Below are 21,714 nucleotides of genomic sequence, written 5' to 3'. Positions count from 1 at the left end.
GGGCGCAATTTCGTCGAAAGAACAGAGGCTTCACAAAATTTCTTGCGAACCGCCGCTTGTGAACTACCGCCGCCGCTTCGGCTTCTCCAGCAGCGCGACGGCCTCGACATGCGGCGACCACAGGAACTGGTCGATCGGCGTCACGCTCTTCAGTTGATAGCCGCCGTCGAGGAGGATGCGCAGGTCCCGCGCCAGCGTCACCGGATTGCAGGACACGGCCGCGACCAGCGGCACGTCCGAGCGGGCGATCTGCTTGGACTGATCCTCCGCGCCGGCGCGCGGCGGATCGAAGACCAGGCTGTCGAAGCCGTTCAATTCCTTGAAGGTCAGCGGCCGGCGGAAGAGGTCGCGGCGTTCGACGGTCACCCGCTTCAGGCCGCTGGCGAAACGAAAGGCGCGATCGAGCGCCGCAAGGGCCGGCGCATCTCCCTCGACGGCGTGAACCTCCGACTTCGCCGCAAGCCGGAGCGAGAAGCTGCCGCAGCCTGCAAAAAGGTCGGCGACCTTTTTCGCGCGCGACAGATGCTGGCCGACGAGGTCGGCCATCGTCTGCTCGGCGGCCTCCGTCGCCTGCAGGAAGGCGCCGGGCGGCACGGCGACGGCGACTGACCCGAACTGCACCACCGGCTTCTTCGGCTCGACAATCACCTCGCCGTCGACCGAAAGTCTCGCCAAGCCCTCCGCAAGAACGAAATTCGAGGCGATACGGCGCTGGTTTTCGCCGAGCTTGCCCGCGTCCTGGACGGCAACATCGAGGCCGGAGGCAGTAACGGTAACCGTCATATGGAAGGCTTTCGGCGTGGCGCAGACCAGATCGGCGAGCCTGCGCAAGCGATCGAGCGACGAAACGATCACCGGCAGCGAGATCGGGCACTCCTCGATCGGGATGATTTCGGAGGAGTGCGCGCGCACGAAGCCGAGCAGCATGCCGGCCTCGCCACGCCTTGCGCTGAAGACGACGCGGCGGCGGGTCTGCGGCGCGCACGGCACCAGCGCGTCGACCGCGCCGGCGATGCCCTTGGCCTTCAACGCCTGAATGACCCGCTCGCGCTTCCACTGCCGGTAAGCCTCGGCTTCGAAGTGCTGCAGCGCGCAGCCGCCGCATTCGGTGAAATGGCGGCAGGGCGGATCGACCCGGAGCGGCGAGGCTTCCAGCACCGACATCAGCGTGGCGCGGTCTTTCTGGCGCGCGGCGGTGACCGTCTCGCCCGGCAGCGTGAATGGGATGAAGACCTCGCCGCCATCGGCATTGGCGATGCCGTCTGCCTGCGAACCGAGCCTGGCGATGGTGAAGCGCGCGCTCATCGCGGTTTCGCGTCCTTGATCGCGGCAAGCAGGGATTCGCGATTGCCGTCGCCGCCTTCGATCGGCGACGGGTGCAGGCCGAGCACATGCCAGTCCGGCATGGCGGCAAGCCAGTCGCGCAAACCGGCGGCAATGCGCTCGGCATCGCTCGGGTCCTTGAGCAGCCCGCCCTTGCCGATCGCTTCGCGGCCGGCTTCGAACTGCGGCTTGACGAGAAGCAGCGCCCTGGCGCCCTCGCCGGCCAGCGCAAGCGCCGGCGGCAGCGCCAGTTTCAGCGAAATGAAGCTGACGTCGCAAACGAGGAAGTCCGGAACGCGGCCGCCGAGGTCCGCTATCGTGAGGTCGCGGGCGTTCAGCCCCTCGATCACGGTCACGCGCGGGTCGGCGGCGATATCGGGATGCATCTGGCCATGGCCAACATCGATCGCCGTGACATGGGCGGCGCCACGCTCAAGCAGAACCTGGGTGAAGCCGCCGGTCGAGGCGCCGATGTCGAGCGCCTCGCTCTCCGAGGGAGAAAGGTCAAAATGATCGAGGCCGGCAATCAGTTTCAGCGCCGCGCGCGACACATAGGCCTGCGCCGGGTCGTCGATGGCGACGACGCAATCCGGCGCAACGGATTGGCCCGGCTTGTGGGCAACCGCGCCATCAACGGCGACGGTGCCGCGCTCGATCGCGTCGCGGGCGCGCGAACGGCTGGCGAACAGGCCGCGCGCGACGAGCAGTTCGTCGAGCCTTAGGCGCGCTCTGGCTGGCACAGGAGAACTCATCGGCCTTCATTGGCGAAAGCTGGTCGCGAAGGCAATGGCAGCGTGTTGAATATGGCGCGCGGCACGGCAGAATGCGGGGTCGTTTCACCAGCCTGAGGAGGAGGCAATGCTCAAAGGAACCTGCCATTGCGGCGCCGCGCACTGGACCCTGGAAGGCGATCCGGGATCGATCACGGCCTGCAACTGCACGCTTTGCCGCCGCTACGGCACGCTCTGGGCCTATGACTATGTCGACGAGCGCATCCGCATCGCCGGGCCGATGCGTTCCTACACACGCGCCGAAGTGGCCGAGCCGGCGCTCGAGATCCTGTTCTGCCCGACCTGCGCCTGCGTTCTCGCCTGGCGCGGCCTGCGTTCCGGCTCCAGCGGCCGCACCCGCATCGCCGTCAACGTCAGGCTGGCGCCGCCGGAGGCCGTCGCCGACCTGCCGATCGACCATTTCGACGGGCTCGACAGCTTCGACGACCTGCCGCGCGACGGCCGCTGCGTGCGCGATCTGTGGTTCTGATTTTTAATTGATGCATGTCGTTGCCCCAAAACCGCAGGGCACTTTTGGGCGACATGCATCAGAAAATCGTCCGCGAGACCGGGCGCTCGACGGCCGGCATCAGGCCGTCATTGTTGGAGGCCTGCTTGCGTGGCTCAATCGGAACCGGAGCGGCCGGCGCGGCTTCCGGCACCACCACCAACTGGGGAGCCTGCTTGTAGGAGAAGGCGCCGCGGATGTTGCCCATCTTGCTGACGACGATCTCGATCACCGCCTTTTCGAGGTTGCGGTCGTAACGCGTTTCGGCTGCCACCGGCGCGGCCATGGCCATCACAAGGACCATACCGCAAAGGAACGATTTCATTGTTCTTATCCCCTGCCTGGGACCAAGGTCTTAGCAGGGCGCCGTTGAAAATCGGCCAAAAGACAGGGTAACCGAACCGCCAAACAAAAGCGTTAACAAACACTTATGATTCTGATTTAACGCAATTCCGGACGCAAAACCGCCGCACACTTTTGCTGGGAATTGCTTCCGAATCCGGCAAACCGATTCAGCACGTTGAGAATTCGGATCAGGCGCGCTGCGCCTGCACGCCGTGGCCAAGGGCGGCGAAGACCGTGCGCACGATGCCGGCCGTGTCGAGGCCCGCGTCGGCATACATCTTCTCCGGCTTGGCGTGATCGGTGAACTCGTCGGGCAAGATCAGTGGGCGCACCTTGAGGCCGTTTTCCAGCAGGCCTTCATGGGCGAGGAAATGCAGCACGTGGCTGGCGAAGCCGCCGACCGCGCCCTCCTCAACCGTCACAAGAACCTCGTGCGAGCGCGCGAGGCGGCGGACGAGATCCTCGTCCAGCGGCTTGGCGAAGCGGGCGTCGGCAACGGTGGTGGAAAGGCCCGCGGCACCGAGCTCTTCCGCCGCCAGCAGGCAGTCCTGCAGCCGCGTGCCGAAGGACAGAAGCGCCACCTTGGTGCCTTCCTTGAGGATACGGCCCTTGCCGATTTCGAGCACCGAGCCGCGTTCCGGCATGTCGACGCCGACACCGTTGCCGCGCGGATAGCGGAAGGCGATCGGGCCGCCGTCGTAGTCGGCTGCCGTGCGCACCATGTGGCGAAGCTCGGCCTCGTCGGCGGCTGCCATGACGACGAAGCCTGGCAGCGAGGCCAGGAAGGTCGTGTCGAAGGCGCCGCAATGGGTGGCGCCATCGGCGCCGACGAAGCCGGCACGGTCGATCGGGAAACGCACCGGCAGCTTCTGGATCGCCACGTCATGCACGACCTGGTCGTAGGCACGCTGCAGGAAGGTCGAATAGATGGCGGCGAAGGGCTTGTAGCCCTCGGTGGCGAGCCCGGCGGCGAAGGTCACCGCATGCTGCTCGGCAATACCGACATCGAAGGTCCTGGTCGGGAACACCTCGCCGAACAGATCGAGGCCGGTGCCGCTCGGCATGGCGGCGGTGATCGCCACGATACGGTCATCCTCGCGCGCTTCCTGGATCAGGCTCTCGGCGAAAACCTTGGTGTAGCTCGGCGCGTTGGCCGGCGCCTTGGCCTGCGCGCCGGTGATGACGTCGAACTTGTTGACGCCGTGATATTTGTCGGCGGCGGCTTCGGCCGGCGCGTAGCCCTTGCCCTTCTGGGTCACGACATGGATCAGCACCGGGCCGTCGGCATTGTCGCGAACGTTCTTCAGCACCGGGATCAGGTGCTCGAGATTGTGTCCGTCGATCGGGCCGATGTGGAAAAAGCCCATCTCCTCGAACAGCGTGCCGCCGGTGACATAGCCGCGCGCGTGCTCGACGGCGCGCGTGATGGCATTGTCGGCGCGCTTGCCGAGATAGGAGGTCAGCTTCTTGCCGAAATCGCGCAGGCCGAGATAGGCCTTGCCGGAGGCGAGCCGGGCCAGGTAGGCGCTCATCGCGCCGGTCGGCGGGGCGATCGACATGTCGTTGTCATTGAGGATGACGATGAGGCGGGCATTGAGCGCGCCGGCGTTGTTCATCGCCTCGTAGGCCATGCCGGCGGACATCGCGCCGTCGCCGATGACGGAGATGACATTGTTGCGGCCGCCCGAAAGGTCGCGGCCCATGGCCATGCCGAGGCCGGCGGAAATCGAGGTCGAGGAATGCGCGGCGCCGAAGGGGTCGTATTCGCTCTCGGCCCGCCGGGTGAAGCCGGAGAGACCGCCCTCCTGGCGAAGCGTGCGGATGCGGTCGCGGCGGCCGGTCAGGATCTTGTGCGGATAGGCCTGATGGCCGACATCCCAGATCAGCCGGTCTTGCGGCGTGTTGAAGACATAGTGCAGCGCGACCGTCAGTTCGACGACGCCCAGCCCGGCGCCGAGATGGCCGCCGGTGTGCGACACGGCATCGATCAGCTCGGCGCGCAGTTCCGTCGCCAGCTGCGGCAGCTCGCTCTCGTCAAGCGCCCGCAAATCCGCGGGAATGCGGACCTTGTCGAGAAGCGGCGTGTCGGGTTTCGGGTTCACTCTGGTGCGGCCTGCTGAAATCTTAACCTTGCATCAGAGCGGTTAACCGTTTCACGGGACCGCTCTGTCTCTTTGTTTTCACGCAATTCCAGACGGAAAACCGTTTCACACTTTTCCTGGAATTGCTCCAACCTTCACAAATATGCGCCTCGATCATGCGCGAAATATGCCGCCGGAGGACGAATGTAAATGCGTGTCAGTGACGCGGCGGCGTAGGATGTCCATCCTGCTCTAACCTTCCGGCAGCGGAATGAATTCTTCCTCATCGCCAGGAACGATATCGAAGCGGCCCGTCTTCCATTCTTCCTTGGCCTGCTCGATGCGTTCTTTCGAGGACGAAACAAAATTCCACCAGATATAACGCTTGGAGCCGAGCGATGCTCCGCCGAACAGCATGAAATGCGCGCCGCGCTCGGACGAAACGACGATCTCCTCGCCCGGTTTGAACACCAGAAGCCGCTCGGCCGGGAAGCGGTCGCCGGCGATAAAAACCTCGCCCTCCAGTGTATAGATGGCGCGCTCCTCGGCATCGGCGGGGATTTTCACGCTGGCGCCCGCCGCCAGCCGCAAATCGGCATAGAGCGTCTCCGAGGCGGTCGCGACCGGCGAGCGCAGCCCGGAAAATTCGCCGATGACGACGCGGCCACTGACGCCTTCGGCGTCGATCTCGGGCAGGCGGATCACCGACGTGTTCTCGAACACTGGAGCGATCTCTTCCTTGCTATCCGGCAGCGCCAGCCAGGTCTGCAGGCCGGAGACAGACATCGGCGCACCGCGCAATTCTTCCGGCGTGCGCTCCGAATGGACGATGCCGCGGCCGGCGGTCATCAGGTTCACGTCGCCGGGTGCGATCACCATTTCGGTGCCGAGCGAATCGCGATGCCTGATCTTGCCGTCGAACAGATAGGTGACGGTGGAAAGCCCGATATGCGGATGCGGGCGCACGTCGATCGCGTGGCCGGCGCGCAGGATCGCCGGGCCCATGCGGTCGAAAAAGATGAACGGGCCGACCAGCCGGCGCTTTGCCGTCGGCAAGGCACGGCGGACCTCGAAACCGCCAATGTCCTTGGCGTTGGGGATGACCATCAACTCGATCTGGTCGCAGGCAAACGCGTCGCCGGCCTCAGGATCGTTACCCGGGAAGAAGCTCATATCGGCCTCACGCGAAACGGAGGGCGGATCTCGCCTTCGCCTTGGCGGCCTCTTCCTCGCGATTGCGTGGCTCCTGTGTCGTCTCCAGCGAGTCCAGCAACTCGCGCGCGGCTGCGGCGATCGCCTCGACGGCGTGGTGGAACGCATGCTCGTTGCGCTTGGAGGGCTTTGTCGAGCCGCTCAGCTTGCGCACGAACTGCAATGCCGCGTCATGGACCTCGTCATTGGTCGCCGGCGGATCGAAATTGAACAGGGTCTTGATGTTTCGGCACATGCTTGCAGGCCTCCTGTCTTTTCGTGTCCCCGCCGGTTGGGACTATCACCGAGGTGTGTTGAGATTCAGGTCAGTCCGAGCCGAAAATGATGGCTTCCGAGAACCGGAGCGGAGCGTACTTAAAGTACGTGAGCACCGGAAGCGCAGGAGACCGCCATTTGCAGGCCGTCCTCACCTGAATATCAGCACACCTTACTCAGCGTCGAGCGGCTCCGTTCCCACCGGCTTGCCGTCGCGCGACAGCCTGATCTTCTCGACCTTGTCCTCTGCCGCCTTGAGCAGCCGGTCGCAATGGGCTTTCAGCGCCTCGCCGCGCTCGTAGATCTTGATCGACTGGTCGAGAGGAACGTCGCCGCGCTCCAGGTCATCGACGATCTTCTCCAGCGCATCGAGCGCCTGTTCGAAGCTCATCGCCTTGACGTCTTGATTAGCTTCATCAGCCATAATTCATCCCTTCATCAGCCGCCCGACATGGGCGGCGACCGAAAATGCCAGTCCCTGCAGATCGTAGCCGCCCTCCAGCAGACTGACGAGCCGGTTGCCGCTGTGGCGCCCGGCGCGGTCCATCAACTGACCGGTCGCCCAGTCGAAATCATCCTCGGTCAGGTTGATCTCGGCCAGCGGATCGCGATGGTGCGCATCGAACCCCGCGGAAATGATGATCAGGTCCGGCTTGAAAGCGTCGATCGACGGCAGCACGCGCGACAGGAAGGCGTCGCGGAACGTGTCGCTGCCGGTGCTCGGCGCGAGCGGCGCGTTGACGATGTTGCCGGCGCCGGTTTCGCTCTTGGCGCCGGTGCCCGGGTAAAGCGGCATCTGGTGCGTCGAGCAATAGAGCACCGACGGATCGTCCCAGAAAATGTCTTGCGTGCCGTTACCGTGATGCACGTCCCAGTCGACGATGGCGACGCGATCGGCCTGGTGCTTCTTCTGTGCATGACGGGCGGCGATCGCCGCGGTGTTGAACAGGCAAAAGCCCATCGCCGTCGTCTTTTCGGCATGATGGCCGGGCGGGCGAGCGGCGACGAAGACATTGGCGGCGCGGCCTTCGAAGACATCGTCGATCGCCGCATTGGCGGCGCCGATCGCCGTCACCGCGGCCTGCCAGCTTTTCGGACTGGCGCTGGTGTCGGCGTCGATCGAGACGATACCGCTCGCGGGGATGGCCGCGCGGACGCGGGCAACAAAATCTTCCGGATGCGCATAGAGGATGGTTGCCTCGTCGCCTTCCGGCGCCTTGACGCGGTCGAGGGCCGAAAAAGCCTCGTCGTCCAGCACGCGCTCGATGGCGCGCAAACGGTCGGGCCGCTCGGGATGACCGGACGGCGTGAGGTGTTCCAGGAATACCGGATGGGTGTAAAGACGAGTGGTCATGGAGCCTAATCTAGGCACCTGTCACCCGGATAGCCATGTTTCAGCGCCGAATGATTGGGGAAAATCGCGCCCGATCGTGTCGCAGGCGGCATTGGCGCGGCTTAAGCTTCGCGATAGAGTCCTGCCGCTGCCTGGTGCCCGCGACGCGGGAGAATCGGGAACACGGTTGAAATCCGTGGCGTGCCCAACGCTGTGAGGGGGACCGCGCCGGCAAAGCCACTGTCCAAGACGGGAAGGCGCCGGATGCGGGTAGATCCCGAGCCAGAAGACCGGCCCGGCAGACATGGTCGTCCGCATGGTCAGGCGGAGGACTGCTTATCGCAAGGGGACAAGCGATGCAGGCACGAATGGCCGCCGCCGGCGGCGACGACTTTGACCAATTGGCGCGCGACGCGGTCTACCGGGCAATGTTCACCAGGCGTGACGTGCGCAGCCATTTCGTTGCCGACGATCTCGACGATGGCGTGCTGGCGCGGCTGCTCACCGCAGCGCATCACGCGCCGTCCGTCGGCTACATGCAGCCGTGGAATTTCATCGTCATCCGCGATGCGGCAAGGCGTCGGCGGGTGCGCGACCTTTTTCTGGCCGCGCGCGAGCAGGAATTGCCGGCGATCGAGGCGGAGCGGCAGGCGCTCTACCGCAAGCTGAAGCTCGAAGGCATCTGCGAAAGCGCGCTCAATCTTTGCATCACCTGCGACCGGCAACGGTCAAAAGACTCGCCGCTCGGGCGCTGGCACAATCCGGAAATGGACCTCTATAGCACCGTCTGCGCGGTGCAGAATTTCTGGCTGGCGGCGCGCGCCGAAGGCGTCGGCGTCGGCTGGGTGAGCATCATCGATACCGAGGCGCTGAAGCGGCTGTTGTCGATTCCCGAACATGTCACGCCGATCGCCTATCTTTGCGTCGGCCGCGTTTCGGAATTCGCGCCGAGGCCGGATCTCGAAGCGCATGGCTGGGGCAAGCGCCTGCCACTGGGCGACCTGGTGATGAGCGAGACCTTTTGCGGCGCCGGCGAGGCGCCGCTCAAATCGGCAATTGCCCGCCTTGGTTCCGGCGAAATGGTGAAGCCGTGATCAGCCTGCCTTCGTGGTCAAGGGGCTGCTGATCAAGCAGTCCGCGGCGTATCCCAGCGCGAGCCGCCGAAGGAGCCCAGCGCCTTGTCGCGCAGCTCCCTGAACTTGGACGAGGTCTCGGCCAGGCGCCGATCCCACTCCGGATTGGGAACCTGGCCTTCGATGGTGGCGAAATAGACCTGCATCAGCGAAGCGATGGCGAAGGGTTCGATGAAGGCCGCCTTGAAGGCCCAGGCGAAGACAATGGCCAGCACGAAGGCCCAGCCGGCGAGTTGCCCCGGCATCACCCAGAGGATGGCGGCTGCCGGGGCAAGCATCAGCAGGAAGATGACGAAGGACACACCCCACATGATCACCGCCAACCAGACGGCGTTCTTGACCATGTGCTTGCCGTTCTGCGCGTAGAGCACGACGCCTTGCCTGGCGGTCTCGAAAGGCGAGTTCGAATTGATGCGGATGTTGTAGCCGAGGATGATCTCATCGACATAGGTCAGCGACAGGCGGATGACCGTGTTGATGAAGCTGACGATGCCGCTCAAGCCCGGAATGGGCAGGAATGCCGCGATGCCGCCGATCAGGCCGGTGATGGCGCGGATGGCGCCCTTCACCAGCTGGTCGACGACAAAAAGGATGTTGGCCTCGGCGAAGCGCTTGGTCACCACCTCGCGCGCATAGGCGATCTGGCCCTGGCCGTCCGGAACATCGTGGCCGTCGATAAGATGGACCATGACGGCGATGTGACCGGCCTTCAGGGCATAGAGGATGTATTCGCGGATCCAGTAGAGGGCGATCGAGACGACGCCGAAGCCGACAACCCCGCCCCACAAGGCAAACGACATCGGCCCGTCGGGGTCGGTCGAGATATGGCCGACGCCATAGCCAACACTGGCGCCGGTACCGGTCGCCATGATGTAGGCGACCGTGATGCCGAAATAGACGATCATGCGAAAGACGATGAACGGCCATGTCCGCATCATGATGGACACCGACCGGCCGATGCTGAAGTCCCACATGGCCCCGACTCTCCCACCTCAGAGAATGGCCGGGAAGGATGCGCTCACCCTTGCCATTGTCAATGTCGGAGCGATTTTGAGCGGGGGACAATTGTTGAAGACAGTGCTGCCCTCATCCGCCTGCCGGCACCTTCTCCCGTGAAGGACGGGGAGAAGGGTCACGCTCCGGCGCTAGCGTGCCCGTCCTTCACGGGGAGAGGTTAGGGTGAGGGGCAGCGCCGACTTAGGCGATTGCCTAGAGCACCGCGTGCCGGATGCTACTTGCTTTTTAATCCTTCGAGCAGTTGCTTGAACGCCGCTATCGCCTCCTTCGACGTCGCCGCAGGGTCTTTCGAATTGGCGATGCGCTGCGAGGCCTGGCTGCTGGCGCCGTTGATCAGACGCGCCGCGGTCTGGACCGCGGCGAAGCGGTCATTCCGGCCGAATGACAAAAAGGGCCAGCTCTTTCAGCCGGCCTTTTTGCTTCGCCTACAGAATCTCGGTCTTCGCGATGTGGATGCCGAAACCTTCGAGGCCGACATAGTGGCGCTCGCGCGAGGCGATCAGGTTGATCGAGGAAATGCCCAAATCCTTGAGGATCTGGGCGCCGAGACCGATCTCGCGCCACTCGTTTTCGCGCCGACGCGCTTCCTCATGATCCTCGCGGTCGCTGCTCTTCGGCCGATTGCGCTCCTGATGGGCGACGCCGACGGAACCTTCGCGCAGATAGACGATGACGCCGCGCTTGCGCTCGCCCATCGCCTTCATGATGCCGTCCAACCGGTGGCTGGTGCCGAAGACGTCGGTCACGACATCTTCCGAATGCAGCCGCACCGGTACCTCCTCGCCGTCGCGGATGTCGCCGAAGACGACCGCGACATGGTGCATGGAATCCCAGGGCAGCGTGTAGGTGAAGACCTGCGCCTTGCCGCCGGGCGTGTCGATGTCGGAGCAGGCGACCCGCTCGACCAGCGTTTCCTTGCGCTGGCGGTAGGCGATGAGATCGGCGACCGAAACCTGCTTCAGGTCATGTTCTTCGGCGAAGGCCTGGACCTCTGGCCCGCGCTTGACGGTGCCGTCGTCGTTGACCAGCTCGGAAATGACGCCGACCGGCGGCAGTCCGGCGAGCTTGCAGAGGTCTACAGCGGCTTCGGTATGGCCCGAGCGCATCAGCACGCCGCCCTCACGCGCGATCAGCGGGAATATGTGGCCGGGGCGCACGAAGTCGGAGGCGCCGACATTGCCGTTGGCGAGGTTGCGCACGGTCAGCGTGCGGTCGTCGGCCGATATGCCCGTCGTGGTGCCGTGCTTGAAGTCGACGCTGACGGTGAAGGCGGTGGTGTGCGCGGAATCGTTGTCGGCCACCATGGGCGCAAGGTTCAGCCGCCTCGCATCCTCGCGCAGCATCGGCGTGCAGACGATTCCGGAAGTGTTGCGGACGATAAAGGCCATCTTTTCCGGCGTGCAGTGAACGGCTGCGACGATCAGGTCGCCCTCGTTCTCGCGCCCGTCATCGTCCATGACGACAACGATCTCGCCGCGCTCAAAGGCGCGGATCGCTTCGACGATCTTCTTCTGGTCGTAAGGCATAGGCGCTCGCTTCGCTCGCAGGGAATAGGAATTAGACAATAGGCAGTAGGGAAGGAAAAGGGCTGTCTCGGGCTGGCATGCTGCCTACTGCCTAATCCCTACTGCCTACTGCCTTCCCTGTCTGTCCTCTGTGCCGCAGATAATGATCCGCGATCGCGCAGGCAACCATGGCCTCGCCGATCGGCACGGCGCGGATGCCGACGCACGGATCATGGCGGCCCTTGGTCATGACCTCGACGTCCTTGCCGTCTTTGTCGATGGATTTGCGCGGCGTGAGGATCGAGGAGGTCGGCTTGACGGCGAAACGGGCGACGATCGCCTGCCCGGTCGAGATGCCGCCCAGGATGCCGCCGGCATTGTTCGACAGAAACACCGGCTTGCCGTCATTGCCGATGCGCATCTCGTCGGCGTTCTGTTCGCCGGTGATGCGCGCCGCCTCGAAGCCGTTGCCGATCTCGACGCCCTTGACGGCGTTGATGGACATCAGGCCGGAGGCAATGTCCTGGTCGAGCTTGGCATAGATCGGCGCGCCGAGGCCTGCCGGCACGCCGTCGGCGACGATCTCGATCACCGCGCCGACCGAGGAGCCCGCCTTGCGGATGCCGTCGAGATAGGCGGCGAAGATGGGAACCGACGCCGGATCGGGCGTGAAGAACGGGTTCCCGGCGTCGCCGATGAAATTCCAGTTCCAGTTGGCACGGTCTATTGCTTTTTCGCCCATAGAGACCAGCGCGCCGCGTACCACCATGCCCGGCACCACCTTGCGGGCCAGCGCGCCGGCCGCCACCCGCGCCGCGGTCTCGCGCGCCGAGGAGCGGCCGCCGCCGCGATGGTCGCGCAATCCGTATTTGACCTCATAGGTGTAGTCGGCATGGCCCGGCCGGTACTGGCGCGCGATCTCGCCGTAATCCTTCGAGCGCTGGTCGACATTCTCGATCAGCATCGACACCGGGGTGCCGGTGGTGATCATCGTCTCGCCGTCCTCGTCGAGGATGAAGCCGGAGAGGATTTTCACTTCATCCGGCTCGCGGCGCTGGGTAACGAAACGCGACTGGCCGGGGCGGCGCCGGTCGAGCTCGGCCTGAATATCCTCGCGTTTGAAGCGGATGCCGGGCGGGCAGCCGTCTACAACGCAGCCGAGCGCGGCGCCATGGCTTTCACCCCAGGTGGTGACGCGAAAAAGATGGCCGAATGTGTTGTGAGACATAGAAAAACGCCCTGCCCGGCGGCGGAGCCCGGTTCGCCGGTTCAAGGGTGCCTTCTATTGGCGTTTTCCACAGCGGTCAAACGGTGATCGGATGCATCAATCTGTGATCTCAAGGATTTAGTTTTGACACATTCGGTTGGTTTCTGCTCTCTTCCATCCGCCGTTGAGGATCCGCCGCTGACCAGCCGGCGCAATGACCAAAGAGGACGACGATGCGTACCCTGATTGGCGCTGTTGGCGCCATGCTCATGATTTCCACCGCCGCATTCGCCGGTCAGACTGAAGGCCTGATCAAGAAGGTCGACAAGGACACGCTGACGCTGACGCTGGACGACGGCAAGTCCTACAAGCTCAACGCCGAAACCGATCTCGACGCGCTAAAGCCCGGCATGGACATCGTCATCGCCTTCGACGTGACCAACGGCGAGAACGTCGTGACCGATATGCAGCTGCCGGACAGCGACGCGAACTAAATTCAGGTGAGGCCGGCCTGACCTGAATTCGGCAGGCCGCAGCGTTTACAGCCACTCCAGGCTGCGGCCCTCCAGCCGGAGCAGGCGGTCCTGCGGGATCTCGAGGCTCGCCGCCTCCTGCTTCGACACCCCCTCCACAAAGCGGAACAGGCAGCGCATGACGCCGCCGTGGGTGACGCAGACCGTCTGCCGGTCAAGCGCGTCGAACCACGGCTTTGTCCGTTCGAGCAGCATCTGATAGCTCTCGGCGCCGTCGCCGGGCGGCTGGAAATCCCATTTGGCGGCGCGACGTCCATGCGTCGATCCAGGATGCCGGGTCTCGAGCTCACGAAACGTAAAACCCTGCCAGTCGCCGAAACTCAATTCCACCAGACGCGGTTCGGTGCGGTAGGCGAGCGGGTCGAGCCCCATTGCCGCCCGCATCAGTTCCATAGTTTCGCACGTGCGCCGCATCGGGCTCGCGACAAAGTCGAAATCCTCACCCTTGCCGATCATCGCGGCCAGGCGCCGGCCGTTGCCAGTCGCCTGCTGGCGTCCAAGTTCATTGATGTCGGTGTCGGCCTGACCCTGCAGCCGACGCTCAGTGTTCCACTCCGTCTGGCCATGGCGCGCGAGGTAGACGAGCGGATACATCAGGGCTTCCGGAGGTCGGGCGAGGGCCTGGATGGAAGGGTAGGCGGAGAGAGAATTAGTCCTTGACAGTCGAGATGTCCGGCGCGTCGACCGCCTTCATGCCGACCACATGGTAGCCGGAATCGACGTGATGGACCTCGCCGGTCACACCACGCGACAGGTCCGACAGGAAATAGACACCGGAATCGCCGACCTCTTCCTGGGTCACCGTCTGCTTCAGCGGCGCGTTGTACTCGTTCCACTTGAGGATATAGCGGAAGTCGCCGATGCCGGAGGCTGCCAGGGTCTTGATCGGGCCGGCCGAGATCGCGTTGACGCGGATCTTCTTGGCGCCGAGGTCGACGGCGAGATAGCGGACGCTGGCTTCGAGCGCTGCCTTGGCGACGCCCATGACATTGTAGTGCGGCATCACCTTTTCGGCGCCGTAATAGGTCAGCGTCAGCAACGAGCCGCCTTCGCTCATCAACGGCTCGGCGCGCTTGGCGATGGTGGTGAAGGAAAACACCGAAATGTCCATGGTGCGCAGGAAATTATCGCGCGTCGTCTCGACATAGCGGCCGGTCAACTCGTCCTTGTCGGAGAAGGCGATGGCATGGACGAGGAAGTCGAGCTTGCCCCAGTGCTGGGCAATGTCGGCAAAGACAGCGTCAAGGCTTTCCGGGTCGGTGACGTCGCAATGGCCGGCGACATGCGCGTTGAGTTCCGCCGCCAGCGGCTCGACGCGCTTCTTGAAGGCCTCGCCCTGATAGGTCAGCGCGATTTCGGCGCCGTGGTCGGCGCAGGCCTTGGCGATGCCGAAAGCGATCGACCGATTGTTCGCGACGCCGAGGATGAGGCCCCGCTTACCGGCCATCAGGCCCTGTCCACCCGCCATGTGCGCGTTCTCCGCAAGAATGTCTGCTTCGTGTGGAGCCCTATCGCACAGGCACAGGGCCCCTTCAAGCGTCGAAAACAGACTGGCTTGAGGAGAAAATCGCCTCGATCAGCCTTTTCGGTCGCGCATCAGGCCTTCGAGATCGGCATCACCGCCTTCCGGCAGCATCAGCCGCACATGGGCGTAGAGGTCGCCGTGGCCGCCTGCTTTTTCCGGCAAACCCCTGCCTTTCAGGCGCAGCACCTTGTCGGAGCTCGACCATGCCGGAACGTTGACCGCGAGCTTGCCGGTCGGCGTTTCGACCGCCACCTTGGCGCCGAGCACGGCGTCGGCCAGATCGACCGGAAGGTCGACATGCAGGTCGCGGCCCTCGATGCGGTAGCGCGGATGGCGGCGGATGTGGATCTTGACCAGCGCGTCGCCGGGCTGGCCGGGGCCCTGCTCACCCTGCCCCTTGAGGCGGATGGTCTGGCCATCCTCGACATAGGCCGGAAGCTTGACCGCCATCTTGCGGCCGTCGGGGAACATCGCCGTCACCTTCTCGGCGGTGGCCGCCTCCTCGATGGTGATGTCCAGCGTGACGTTCAAATCGGCGGCCTGGACCGGCTGGCGGCGGTCGCCTCGACCGGCGCCACGGGCGCCTGAGAAGGCATCGCCGAAGATCTGGCTAAAAATGTCGCTGTTGCCGTCGAACGGATCGCCGCCCGGGCGCCCGGTGCGGAATTCGAAATGCGCGCCGCCAGGACCCTGCTGCTGACGGCGGAACCCGGCGAACGGATCGCCACCGCCGGCCGCGCCTTCGAAGCCCTGGAATCTCGGCTTGCCGTCGGCGTCGATCTCGCCGCGATCATAGGCGGCGCGCGTCTTCTCGTCGCCGACGATCTCGTAAGCCTGGTTGGCGGCGGCAAAACGCTCCTTCGCCTTCGGATCATTCGGATTCTGGTCCGGATGATGCTGCTTGGCGAGCTTGCGGTACGCCGATTTTATATCCTTGGCCGATGCGTTTCTGGCAACGCCCAGCACCTCATAGGGGTCGCGCATGCTTCCTGCCTGAAAGAGAGAATGAGTCCACGGTTGCCCCCTATATGCGCTCGCATAGGAAGAAATTCCAGTGGCGCAAGAGGGATCGGCAATCGAAAATCAGAGCGTGCCGACCAGATCAGAGCGCATTGAACTCCTGCATGCGCCAACCGCCGGCGCTGGCCATGCAGAGTTCGCCCTTGTACAAGGCCACGCCGTCGAAGCTCTCCCGCGTGGCGTTGAAGCGGCGGCAGGTGAGGCCGCCATCCTTGAGTTCCACCAGCTCGGTGATCGCGCCACGCGAGCCGGTGCCGGCATTGGCCCACGGCACCGCCTGACCGCCGAGCTCCTGTATGTCGGCGGAGGAGACCGCGTTGCCGATCGTGGTCTGGTCCGAATCCTTGTCGCTGCTCGCCGGCTGGGCGGGCGAGGACGGCGCGCTGGACGTGATGATCGAGCGGTCGACCTCCGCCTTCTCCAGGCTGAAGCCGCCGGCGCCGCAGGCCGCAAGCGGAAGCGCCAATGTCAGCAACGCAGCCTTGGCGCTGGCCGAAGCAATAACGCTCCATTGCCCGCTGTCAAAAGCTTGCGCGATACGCGACAATCGGCGAACTCCTCCCGCAATGTTAAAAATTTGGAAAACTATGAACGAAACCGAGTTAACAAGCAGTGACTTCACCGAGGCGGCGGAGCCGTTCCGGCTTTTTGCCGCATGGCTGGAGGACGCCACCAAGAGCGAGATCAACGACGCCAACGGCGTCGCGCTGGCGACCGTCGACGCCGACGGCATGCCGGATGTGCGGATGGTGCTGCTCAAGGGGTTCGACGAAAAGGGATTTGTCTTCTACACGAATTTCGAGAGCACCAAGGGCCGCGAGATTCTTGGCAGCATGAAGGCGGCGATGTGCTTCCACTGGAAATCGCTGCGCCGCCAGGTGCGCGTGCGCGGGCCGGTGGAGATTGTCAGCGATGCCGAGGCCGACGCCTACTATGCGACGCGGCCACGCGGCAGCCGCATCGGCGCCTGGGCCTCGAAACAGTCAAGGCCGCTGGAAAGCCGCTTCGCGCTCGAGAAGGCGGTGGCCGAATACACGGCGCGCTACGCGATCGGCGAGATCCCGCGGCCGAAACACTGGTCGGGCTTTCGGATCGTGCCGCAGACGATCGAGTTCTGGCACGACCGTCCGTTCCGGCTGCACGACCGCATCATGTTCTCGCGCAACGCCAAGGGCGGCTGGGACAAGACGCGACTTTACCCTTAACCTTCGAATGGCCGCTGAAAATCAGTCCTTTTCCAGCTGGAACAGCAGGAAATGCGGCCGCTCGCTGGCGAGACCGACGGCCGGGCGCACCGATTTGGTCGCTTCCTTCGGCACCAAGAACGTCTCGCGCAGGTTGAGCGTGTCGCCGCTCTTGGCGCCGGAAAAGATTGCCGAGATGCAGGTCTGCACATTGTCCGTCGCTTTCAGCGACACAATGGAGGTCGGCGACCAGCGCCGGCCATCCTTGTCGATCAGCATCACCTTGCAGCCGAGCCATCGGTTCTGCAGGTCGGGATCGCCGATCTTCACCTTGAAGTCGGCCAGCACCGGCACCGAATCGGGCGGCAGGTTTGACATGCCGAAGGCGCCGCGCAGATCCGTCAGCTTCCAGTCGCTGCCGCCGAAGCGCGCGCTTTCGCCCCAGGCAACGCGGCGCGGGAAAAGGTCGCTGTCGCCAAGCAGCGCCTTGACGCTGTCGTAGGACTCGATGGCGAGGCTCAGCGGGATGAGCAGAACAAGCGACCAAAGGCTGCGACGGCGCCATTTCCGCTCGCTCGTTGCGCTCTCGCGATCCACAATCTGCGCCGTCATTCGATACCCCTCAGATCGGCTGCGTCATATCCAGCGTGTCGACCGTGCCGGGCGGCAAACCGTCGGGTCCGATGGCGACCGGCCCGAGCCATATCTCTGCCTGGGAATCGAGCGCCGACATCAGCTTTTCCGAAACCAGCACCACCGCATCGCTCGCTTCATCCGGCCGCAGCTCGAAGATCAGCCTCGCCTTCTTCGGCAGACCTGGGTCGATGGCCACCGGAAGCAGGCCATCGGTGAAGGACAGCCGCTCGGTCTGGTCATAGGTCAGGCCCGTCGGCCCGCGCCAGGACGCGACCGCCACCGTCGTCGATTGCGCCCGTGCCGCAAACTCCACCGTGACAACGGCCCAGATACCGCCGGTGGTCAGAACCTTGCTGTCGCCGAACCTGTCCGCTTTCAGCTTGCGGGCGAATTCCACCTTCTCCGCGCGGATTTCGAAGCCTCGCCCGACGACCGTGTCGCCGAGCTTGCCGCGCGCCGGGATCGGCCCGATCAGGTCGCCATGATGGGGCTTCGACAGCTGCAGGCCGTAGCAGAGCGACACCGCGACGAGCAGCAGGACGATATTGGCGAGCTTGCGCATCATGGCTGGATATCCGCGCTGCCGGGCCCGCTGCCAACGGGCAGCGTGAGCGTGCCCACCGGCGCCGGATTGAACCAACCGGGCAGGCCGTAGAGATTGTCGCGCTGCTTGTAGGTCTTGCGGATGACCGTCAGCTCGAGGCTCGCCGGCGGAGCCGTGCCGTCCGGCAATTGCCAGATATAGGCCATGCGCCCCGGCATGCCGGGGTGCAGTTCCGGCGACAGCGTGGAATCGCGCGTGAGCACGATGAAAGGTTTCGTCGGATTGACCATTGCCAGGTTCGCCTGAAGTACGTCGAAATAATCCTTCGTCGATTTGGCCGTCCGGTTGGTCATCTCGAGCTCGAGGACCAGCGCCTTCGCGCCGGGCTTGAGCGGCACGCCATAGAGGTTCTCGCCTTCGGCGGAGTAAGCTTTGAGCGGCCTCAGCAGCCATTGGGCCGTTTCGATCCGGCCGGCGGGCACCAGAACCGGCAGCGGCTCTTGCCTTGCGCCGAAGGCACCCATGACGCCGGCTACAGCAATCGCCGCCACGGTGCCGATGCCGGCCGCCAACCATGCCTTCAGGCGGGAGCCGGCATTCTCAAGCATTTTGGGCCTCGGCCACCGCGTCGTCCGGCGACCCGGCCGGCTGCACGCTGTCAATTGTCTGGCGCTTCGGCAGCGCGAATGCCGTTTCGAGGATCGCGGCGAGGAAGCAGATTCTCACCGGTTCGACGAGAATGCCGGTCGATGAATCCTGGAACGGGCTGCCGAAGAGCAGCGAGACGCCCTCGGAAAGCACCTGCCAGGTATCGAGCTCATGCGGGCCGACGATGCGCGTCATGCCGAGCCACGCCCAGGCCGCCAGCCAGTCGATCAGCCGGTAGCCGACGATCAGCGTGACGATGAGCACCACGCCCGAGCTCAGCGTGATGCGCACGCCATTGGCGATCGGCAGATAGCGCGAGCGGTAGCCGGAGATGAAGTGCTCGACGAAGTCGCGCAGGAATTTCGGAATGGCGAGATAGCGCTCGCCGAAATGTTCGACACGCCGGTGCATGCGCATCAATTCCTTGTCGTCGCGCACGTCGTAGCCATAGATCAGTGCCGCGAGCACCAGCCAGATCACCGGCAGGAGCATGTAGAAGAACAGGTTGACCAGCCTGGCGGTCGTATCGACGGAGGTGACCTCGACCGGAACCATCGGATCGGCAAAGGCGCTTGCGATCGGATTGGCGATACTGTCCGCGGCGGCCTGCAGGACGGACAAGATGTTGCGGCTCATGATCCAGCCGACGATCTCGTCCTTCCAGCGCGAGATCACATAGAGACCGATGAAGATCCAGTTGGTCTCGCAGATGACCACGACGATCTGCCAGAAGGAGCGCGATCCGCCGCGCGTCTGCATGCCGGTGGCGAAGCGCCGGATCAGCCACGAGATCGCGACCGAAAAAATCAGCCAGCGCGAATCGAGCACATCGAGGACGTTGCCGGCCCCTTCGCCGAAGGGCGCCATGTCGAGCGTGACGCGGGAATATTGCCGCACCGTGTCGCCGAGAAAGCCCCAGGCGGCGTAGTAGGCGAAGAAGGGCAGCAGCGCGACGGTGACCATGCGCGCCAGCCGCGCGCTGCCTTTGCCAGGCTCCGCTTCGCTTTCGCCGCGCGCCGCCCGTTGCGCGGCACGCGTTGCTGGCAAAGCCGGCAGCAGCGTCTGGAACATGGCGACGGTGACGATGAGCTGCGTCAGCGCGACAAACGTCAGCAAGGCGAGTCCGGCCATGTGGTTGACAAGGGCGGCACGCGCGGCGATCTGCATGAACAGATCGCCGAACACGATGCCCAGGAGCACCGTGGCGACCAGTTGCGGCCAGAAACGCCACCAGAGCTTGAAGGTCAGCGCCAGGGGCCTTGCAGCATCGGCAAGCATGTCGAGGCGTTCAATCAGTCAATGAACGCCCTCCATCTGCTCCGGCAGATCGATGGCAGCGTCTCGGATCATGTCCTCTCCATTTCACGAGCCCCCGCCACGCATCATCGGGAAATAGAGCAGACCGGATTGCTTTGACACCCCTGCACCAACCTTTAGGTGAAATTTGGCCGGCTACCTCGCCTTACGCTTGAACCCATTTCCGGCCATACTGTTGGAAAGACTTCAGGTCTTGGGAGAGTCGGCATGGCAATCTTCCTGGCATTCCTTGGCGTCTCGATCATGGTGATCGTGACACCCGGTCCGGATACCGCGATCACCATCCGCAACACCTTGCTCGGCGGCCGCTCCGCAGGAATTTTGACTGCGCTCGGTGTCGGCTGCGGGCTGACGATCTGGGCGCTGGCGACGAGCGTCGGCCTTGTCGCGCTGCTCACGGCTTCCGAACCGCTTTTCCTGGCCGTCAAATATGCCGGCGCCGCCTATCTGATCTATCTCGGCATGCAAGCCCTGCGTGAAGCCATCTGGCCGGCGCAAAGCCATCATGCGCAGCCACCGACCGTACCGCATACTCGGCTTGCCCCGGTTGCCGCGTTCCGGCAGGGCTTCATCAGCGATCTCGGCAATCCGAAAATAGCCGTGTTCTTTCCGAGCCTGTTGCCTCAATTCGTGCCGGCGGGACAGCCGTCCTTTCTGTCGCTGTTGCTGCTGGGCGTCGTCTTCGCGCTGATCACCTTCAGCTGGTTGACCATCTATGCAACGGTTGTCGCCAAGGCCGGCGACTGGCTGCGCCGACCGACTGTGCGCCGGATCGTCGAAGCGGTCAGCGGCACGCTACTGATCGGACTCGGCATCCGCATCGCGGCCGAGCAGCGATAGCTCGGTCAGCTCGCCTTCTTCCGTGTCGTAAACGCGGTGAGCGCTGCGCGCGCTTCGTCCGACTTCAGCCGCTCGCGGAAATGCTCGCTCTCCACCTTGATGCGGGCGATGAGTTCCTCGCGCGGCTCACGCATGAGGTCGCGGGCGATCTTCAGCGCCTGCGGCGGCTTGGCGGCAATGTCGCTGGCGGCAGTCAGCACTGCGCCTTCCAGCGCATCTTCCGCGACGACGTCATAGATCAGGCCGGCGGCCTCGGCGCGCTCGGCCGAAAAGCCTTCGCCGAGACCGAGCAGCGCGAAGGCGCCCTGCCGGCCGAGGATCTGCGGGGCGAGCAGGCTGGAACCGGCCTCCGGCACCAGCCCAAGATCGACGAAAGGCGTGCGGAACAGCGTGCGCGGCGTGGCGAAGGTCAGGTCGCAGTGCAAATTGAGTGTCGTGCCGATGCCGACGGCGATGCCGTCGACGCCCGAGACCATCGGCTTCTCCGCCTTGGCCAGCGCCATGAGGAAATCCCAAACCTCATTGCCGCCCTCCCCGCCCGTAGCGATGACCAAGAAATCGGCAAGATCATTGCCGGATGAGAAGGCGCCGGGCACGCCGAGGAAGACATGGACGCGAACCGCCGGATCGGCGTCGCCCTCGACAAGAGCGGCCGACATTTTCGCGTACATGGCGCGCGTCAGCGCGTTCTTCTTGTCGGGGCGGTTCATGCGGATGATCTGCACGGCGCCCCGGCGCTCGATGATGATATGGTCGGTCACGGTCGGTTCCTTCGAAT

Annotated in this window: 25 protein-coding genes, 1 pseudogene and 1 riboswitch; of the genes and pseudogenes, 5 read left to right on the top strand and 21 right to left on the bottom strand. The window is 64.3% G+C overall.

Annotation, left to right across the window (positions count from 1 at the left end; genetic code table 11):
• Positions 1–63 precede the first annotated feature (63 nt).
• Complete coding sequence (locus AU465_RS31660; RefSeq protein WP_192256737.1) at positions 64–1,305, bottom strand: class I SAM-dependent RNA methyltransferase; 1,242 nt, start codon at positions 1,303–1,305, stop codon at positions 64–66.
• The gene (locus AU465_RS31655; RefSeq protein ID WP_192256735.1) at positions 1,302–2,075 is read right to left on the bottom strand and encodes a TlyA family RNA methyltransferase; all 774 of its coding nucleotides are present in this window, start codon (positions 2,073–2,075) and stop codon (positions 1,302–1,304) included. The genes AU465_RS31660 and AU465_RS31655 overlap by 4 nt, the downstream gene beginning before the upstream one ends.
• A 106-nt stretch (positions 2,076–2,181) precedes the next feature.
• Here AU465_RS31655 and AU465_RS31650 point away from each other — a divergent pair, with 106 nt between their 5' ends.
• The gene (locus AU465_RS31650) at positions 2,182–2,583 is read left to right on the top strand and encodes a GFA family protein (RefSeq protein ID WP_192256733.1); all 402 of its coding nucleotides are present in this window, start codon (positions 2,182–2,184) and stop codon (positions 2,581–2,583) included.
• 58 nt (positions 2,584–2,641) lie between these two features.
• Here the strand turns inward: AU465_RS31650 and AU465_RS31645 are convergent, their stop codons facing one another.
• The 6 genes from AU465_RS31645 to AU465_RS31620 form a co-directional block, all read right to left on the bottom strand.
• Positions 2,642–2,926 (bottom strand): hypothetical protein, encoded by a 285-nt coding sequence (locus AU465_RS31645; protein ID WP_192256731.1) that lies wholly within the window; start codon positions 2,924–2,926, stop codon positions 2,642–2,644.
• A 208-nt stretch (positions 2,927–3,134) separates the two neighbouring features.
• On the bottom strand, positions 3,135–5,048 hold the full coding sequence (dxs, locus tag AU465_RS31640) for a 1-deoxy-D-xylulose-5-phosphate synthase (RefSeq protein WP_192256729.1): 1,914 nt from the start codon (positions 5,046–5,048) through the stop codon (positions 3,135–3,137).
• Between the two features lie 231 nt (positions 5,049–5,279).
• Positions 5,280–6,200 (bottom strand): pirin family protein, encoded by a 921-nt coding sequence (locus tag AU465_RS31635; protein ID WP_192256727.1) that lies wholly within the window; start codon positions 6,198–6,200, stop codon positions 5,280–5,282.
• A 7-nt stretch (positions 6,201–6,207) separates the two neighbouring features.
• Positions 6,208–6,474 carry a DUF2277 domain-containing protein gene (locus AU465_RS31630; RefSeq protein ID WP_192256725.1) on the bottom strand — a complete coding sequence of 89 codons (267 nt, stop codon included), beginning with the start codon at positions 6,472–6,474 and terminating at the stop codon, positions 6,208–6,210.
• A 192-nt stretch (positions 6,475–6,666) separates the two neighbouring features.
• On the bottom strand, positions 6,667–6,918 hold the full coding sequence (locus AU465_RS31625) for an exodeoxyribonuclease VII small subunit (RefSeq protein ID WP_095778033.1): 252 nt from the start codon (positions 6,916–6,918) through the stop codon (positions 6,667–6,669).
• Between the two features lie 3 nt (positions 6,919–6,921).
• On the bottom strand, positions 6,922–7,848 hold the full coding sequence (locus AU465_RS31620) for a histone deacetylase family protein (protein ID WP_192256724.1): 927 nt from the start codon (positions 7,846–7,848) through the stop codon (positions 6,922–6,924).
• Positions 7,849–7,963: 115 nt separating this feature from the next.
• Positions 7,964–8,140: riboswitch (cobalamin riboswitch) on the top strand.
• A gap of 43 nt (positions 8,141–8,183) precedes the next feature.
• Between AU465_RS31620 and bluB the strand changes: the two genes are divergently transcribed.
• Positions 8,184–8,921, top strand: a complete 738-nt coding sequence (gene bluB / locus AU465_RS31615; RefSeq protein ID WP_192256722.1) for a 5,6-dimethylbenzimidazole synthase — start codon at positions 8,184–8,186, stop codon at positions 8,919–8,921.
• A 32-nt stretch (positions 8,922–8,953) separates the two neighbouring features.
• On the opposite strand, the gene AU465_RS31610 is transcribed toward bluB, so the two are convergent.
• The 4 genes and pseudogenes from AU465_RS31610 to aroC form a co-directional block, all read right to left on the bottom strand.
• Positions 8,954–9,934 (bottom strand): hypothetical protein, encoded by a 981-nt coding sequence (locus AU465_RS31610; RefSeq protein ID WP_192256719.1) that lies wholly within the window; start codon positions 9,932–9,934, stop codon positions 8,954–8,956.
• Positions 9,935–10,191: 257 nt separating this feature from the next.
• Positions 10,192–10,329, bottom strand: a pseudogene (locus AU465_RS36860) (TetR family C-terminal domain-containing protein); the annotation flags it as partial.
• Positions 10,330–10,402: 73 nt separating this feature from the next.
• Positions 10,403–11,503, bottom strand: coding sequence for a 3,4-dihydroxy-2-butanone-4-phosphate synthase (gene ribB, locus AU465_RS31605; protein WP_192256717.1), 1,101 nt, complete (start codon positions 11,501–11,503; stop codon positions 10,403–10,405).
• Positions 11,504–11,594: 91 nt separating this feature from the next.
• Positions 11,595–12,710, bottom strand: a complete 1,116-nt coding sequence (gene aroC / locus AU465_RS31600; protein WP_192256715.1) for a chorismate synthase — start codon at positions 12,708–12,710, stop codon at positions 11,595–11,597.
• 212 nt (positions 12,711–12,922) lie between these two features.
• Here aroC and AU465_RS31595 point away from each other — a divergent pair, with 212 nt between their 5' ends.
• Positions 12,923–13,183, top strand: coding sequence for a DUF1344 domain-containing protein (locus AU465_RS31595; protein ID WP_059186700.1), 261 nt, complete (start codon positions 12,923–12,925; stop codon positions 13,181–13,183).
• A 45-nt stretch (positions 13,184–13,228) separates the two neighbouring features.
• Here AU465_RS31595 and AU465_RS31590 read toward each other — a convergent pair whose 3' ends face one another.
• The 4 genes from AU465_RS31590 to AU465_RS31575 form a co-directional block, all read right to left on the bottom strand.
• On the bottom strand, positions 13,229–13,816 hold the full coding sequence (locus AU465_RS31590; protein ID WP_192256706.1) for a histidine phosphatase family protein: 588 nt from the start codon (positions 13,814–13,816) through the stop codon (positions 13,229–13,231).
• Positions 13,817–13,871: 55 nt separating this feature from the next.
• On the bottom strand, positions 13,872–14,690 hold the full coding sequence (gene fabI, locus AU465_RS31585; protein WP_192256704.1) for an enoyl-ACP reductase FabI: 819 nt from the start codon (positions 14,688–14,690) through the stop codon (positions 13,872–13,874).
• Positions 14,691–14,798: 108 nt separating this feature from the next.
• Positions 14,799–15,731 (bottom strand): DnaJ C-terminal domain-containing protein, encoded by a 933-nt coding sequence (locus AU465_RS31580; protein WP_192256702.1) that lies wholly within the window; start codon positions 15,729–15,731, stop codon positions 14,799–14,801.
• Between the two features lie 118 nt (positions 15,732–15,849).
• On the bottom strand, positions 15,850–16,314 hold the full coding sequence (locus AU465_RS31575) for an RT0821/Lpp0805 family surface protein (protein ID WP_192256700.1): 465 nt from the start codon (positions 16,312–16,314) through the stop codon (positions 15,850–15,852).
• A 40-nt stretch (positions 16,315–16,354) separates the two neighbouring features.
• On the opposite strand from AU465_RS31575, the gene pdxH reads away from it, so the two are divergent.
• Positions 16,355–16,972 (top strand): pyridoxamine 5'-phosphate oxidase, encoded by a 618-nt coding sequence (pdxH, locus tag AU465_RS31570; RefSeq protein ID WP_192256698.1) that lies wholly within the window; start codon positions 16,355–16,357, stop codon positions 16,970–16,972.
• A 21-nt stretch (positions 16,973–16,993) separates the two neighbouring features.
• Here pdxH and AU465_RS31565 read toward each other — a convergent pair whose 3' ends face one another.
• From AU465_RS31565 to AU465_RS31550, 4 genes are read right to left on the bottom strand one after another with little or no spacing between them, the layout of a single operon-like run.
• Positions 16,994–17,563 carry a hypothetical protein gene (locus AU465_RS31565; RefSeq protein ID WP_192256696.1) on the bottom strand — a complete coding sequence of 190 codons (570 nt, stop codon included), beginning with the start codon at positions 17,561–17,563 and terminating at the stop codon, positions 16,994–16,996.
• A 10-nt stretch (positions 17,564–17,573) separates the two neighbouring features.
• Entirely contained in the window at positions 17,574–18,152 is a 579-nt protein-coding gene (locus AU465_RS31560; protein WP_192256694.1) for a hypothetical protein, read from the bottom strand.
• Positions 18,149–18,739 (bottom strand): hypothetical protein, encoded by a 591-nt coding sequence (locus AU465_RS31555; RefSeq protein ID WP_192256692.1) that lies wholly within the window; start codon positions 18,737–18,739, stop codon positions 18,149–18,151. The genes AU465_RS31560 and AU465_RS31555 overlap by 4 nt, the downstream gene beginning before the upstream one ends.
• The gene (locus AU465_RS31550; protein WP_192256690.1) at positions 18,732–20,057 is read right to left on the bottom strand and encodes a hypothetical protein; all 1,326 of its coding nucleotides are present in this window, start codon (positions 20,055–20,057) and stop codon (positions 18,732–18,734) included. Before AU465_RS31550 ends, AU465_RS31555 begins: the two co-directional genes overlap by 8 nt.
• 246 nt (positions 20,058–20,303) lie before the next feature.
• On the opposite strand from AU465_RS31550, the gene AU465_RS31545 reads away from it, so the two are divergent.
• Complete coding sequence (locus AU465_RS31545) at positions 20,304–20,936, top strand: LysE family translocator (RefSeq protein ID WP_192256688.1); 633 nt, start codon at positions 20,304–20,306, stop codon at positions 20,934–20,936.
• A 5-nt stretch (positions 20,937–20,941) separates the two neighbouring features.
• Here the strand turns inward: AU465_RS31545 and AU465_RS31540 are convergent, their stop codons facing one another.
• A complete protein-coding gene (locus tag AU465_RS31540; RefSeq protein ID WP_192256686.1) occupies positions 20,942–21,697 on the bottom strand; it encodes a crotonase/enoyl-CoA hydratase family protein in 756 nt (251 codons plus the stop codon).
• Positions 21,698–21,714: the final 17 nt, after the last annotated feature.

The organism is Mesorhizobium silamurunense, assembly GCF_014843905.1.
Classification (GTDB): Bacteria; Pseudomonadota; Alphaproteobacteria; order Rhizobiales; family Rhizobiaceae; genus Mesorhizobium; species Mesorhizobium silamurunense.
The sequence above is the reverse complement of the archived record's forward strand: the minus strand, read 5'-3'. Positions and strand labels throughout refer to the sequence as shown.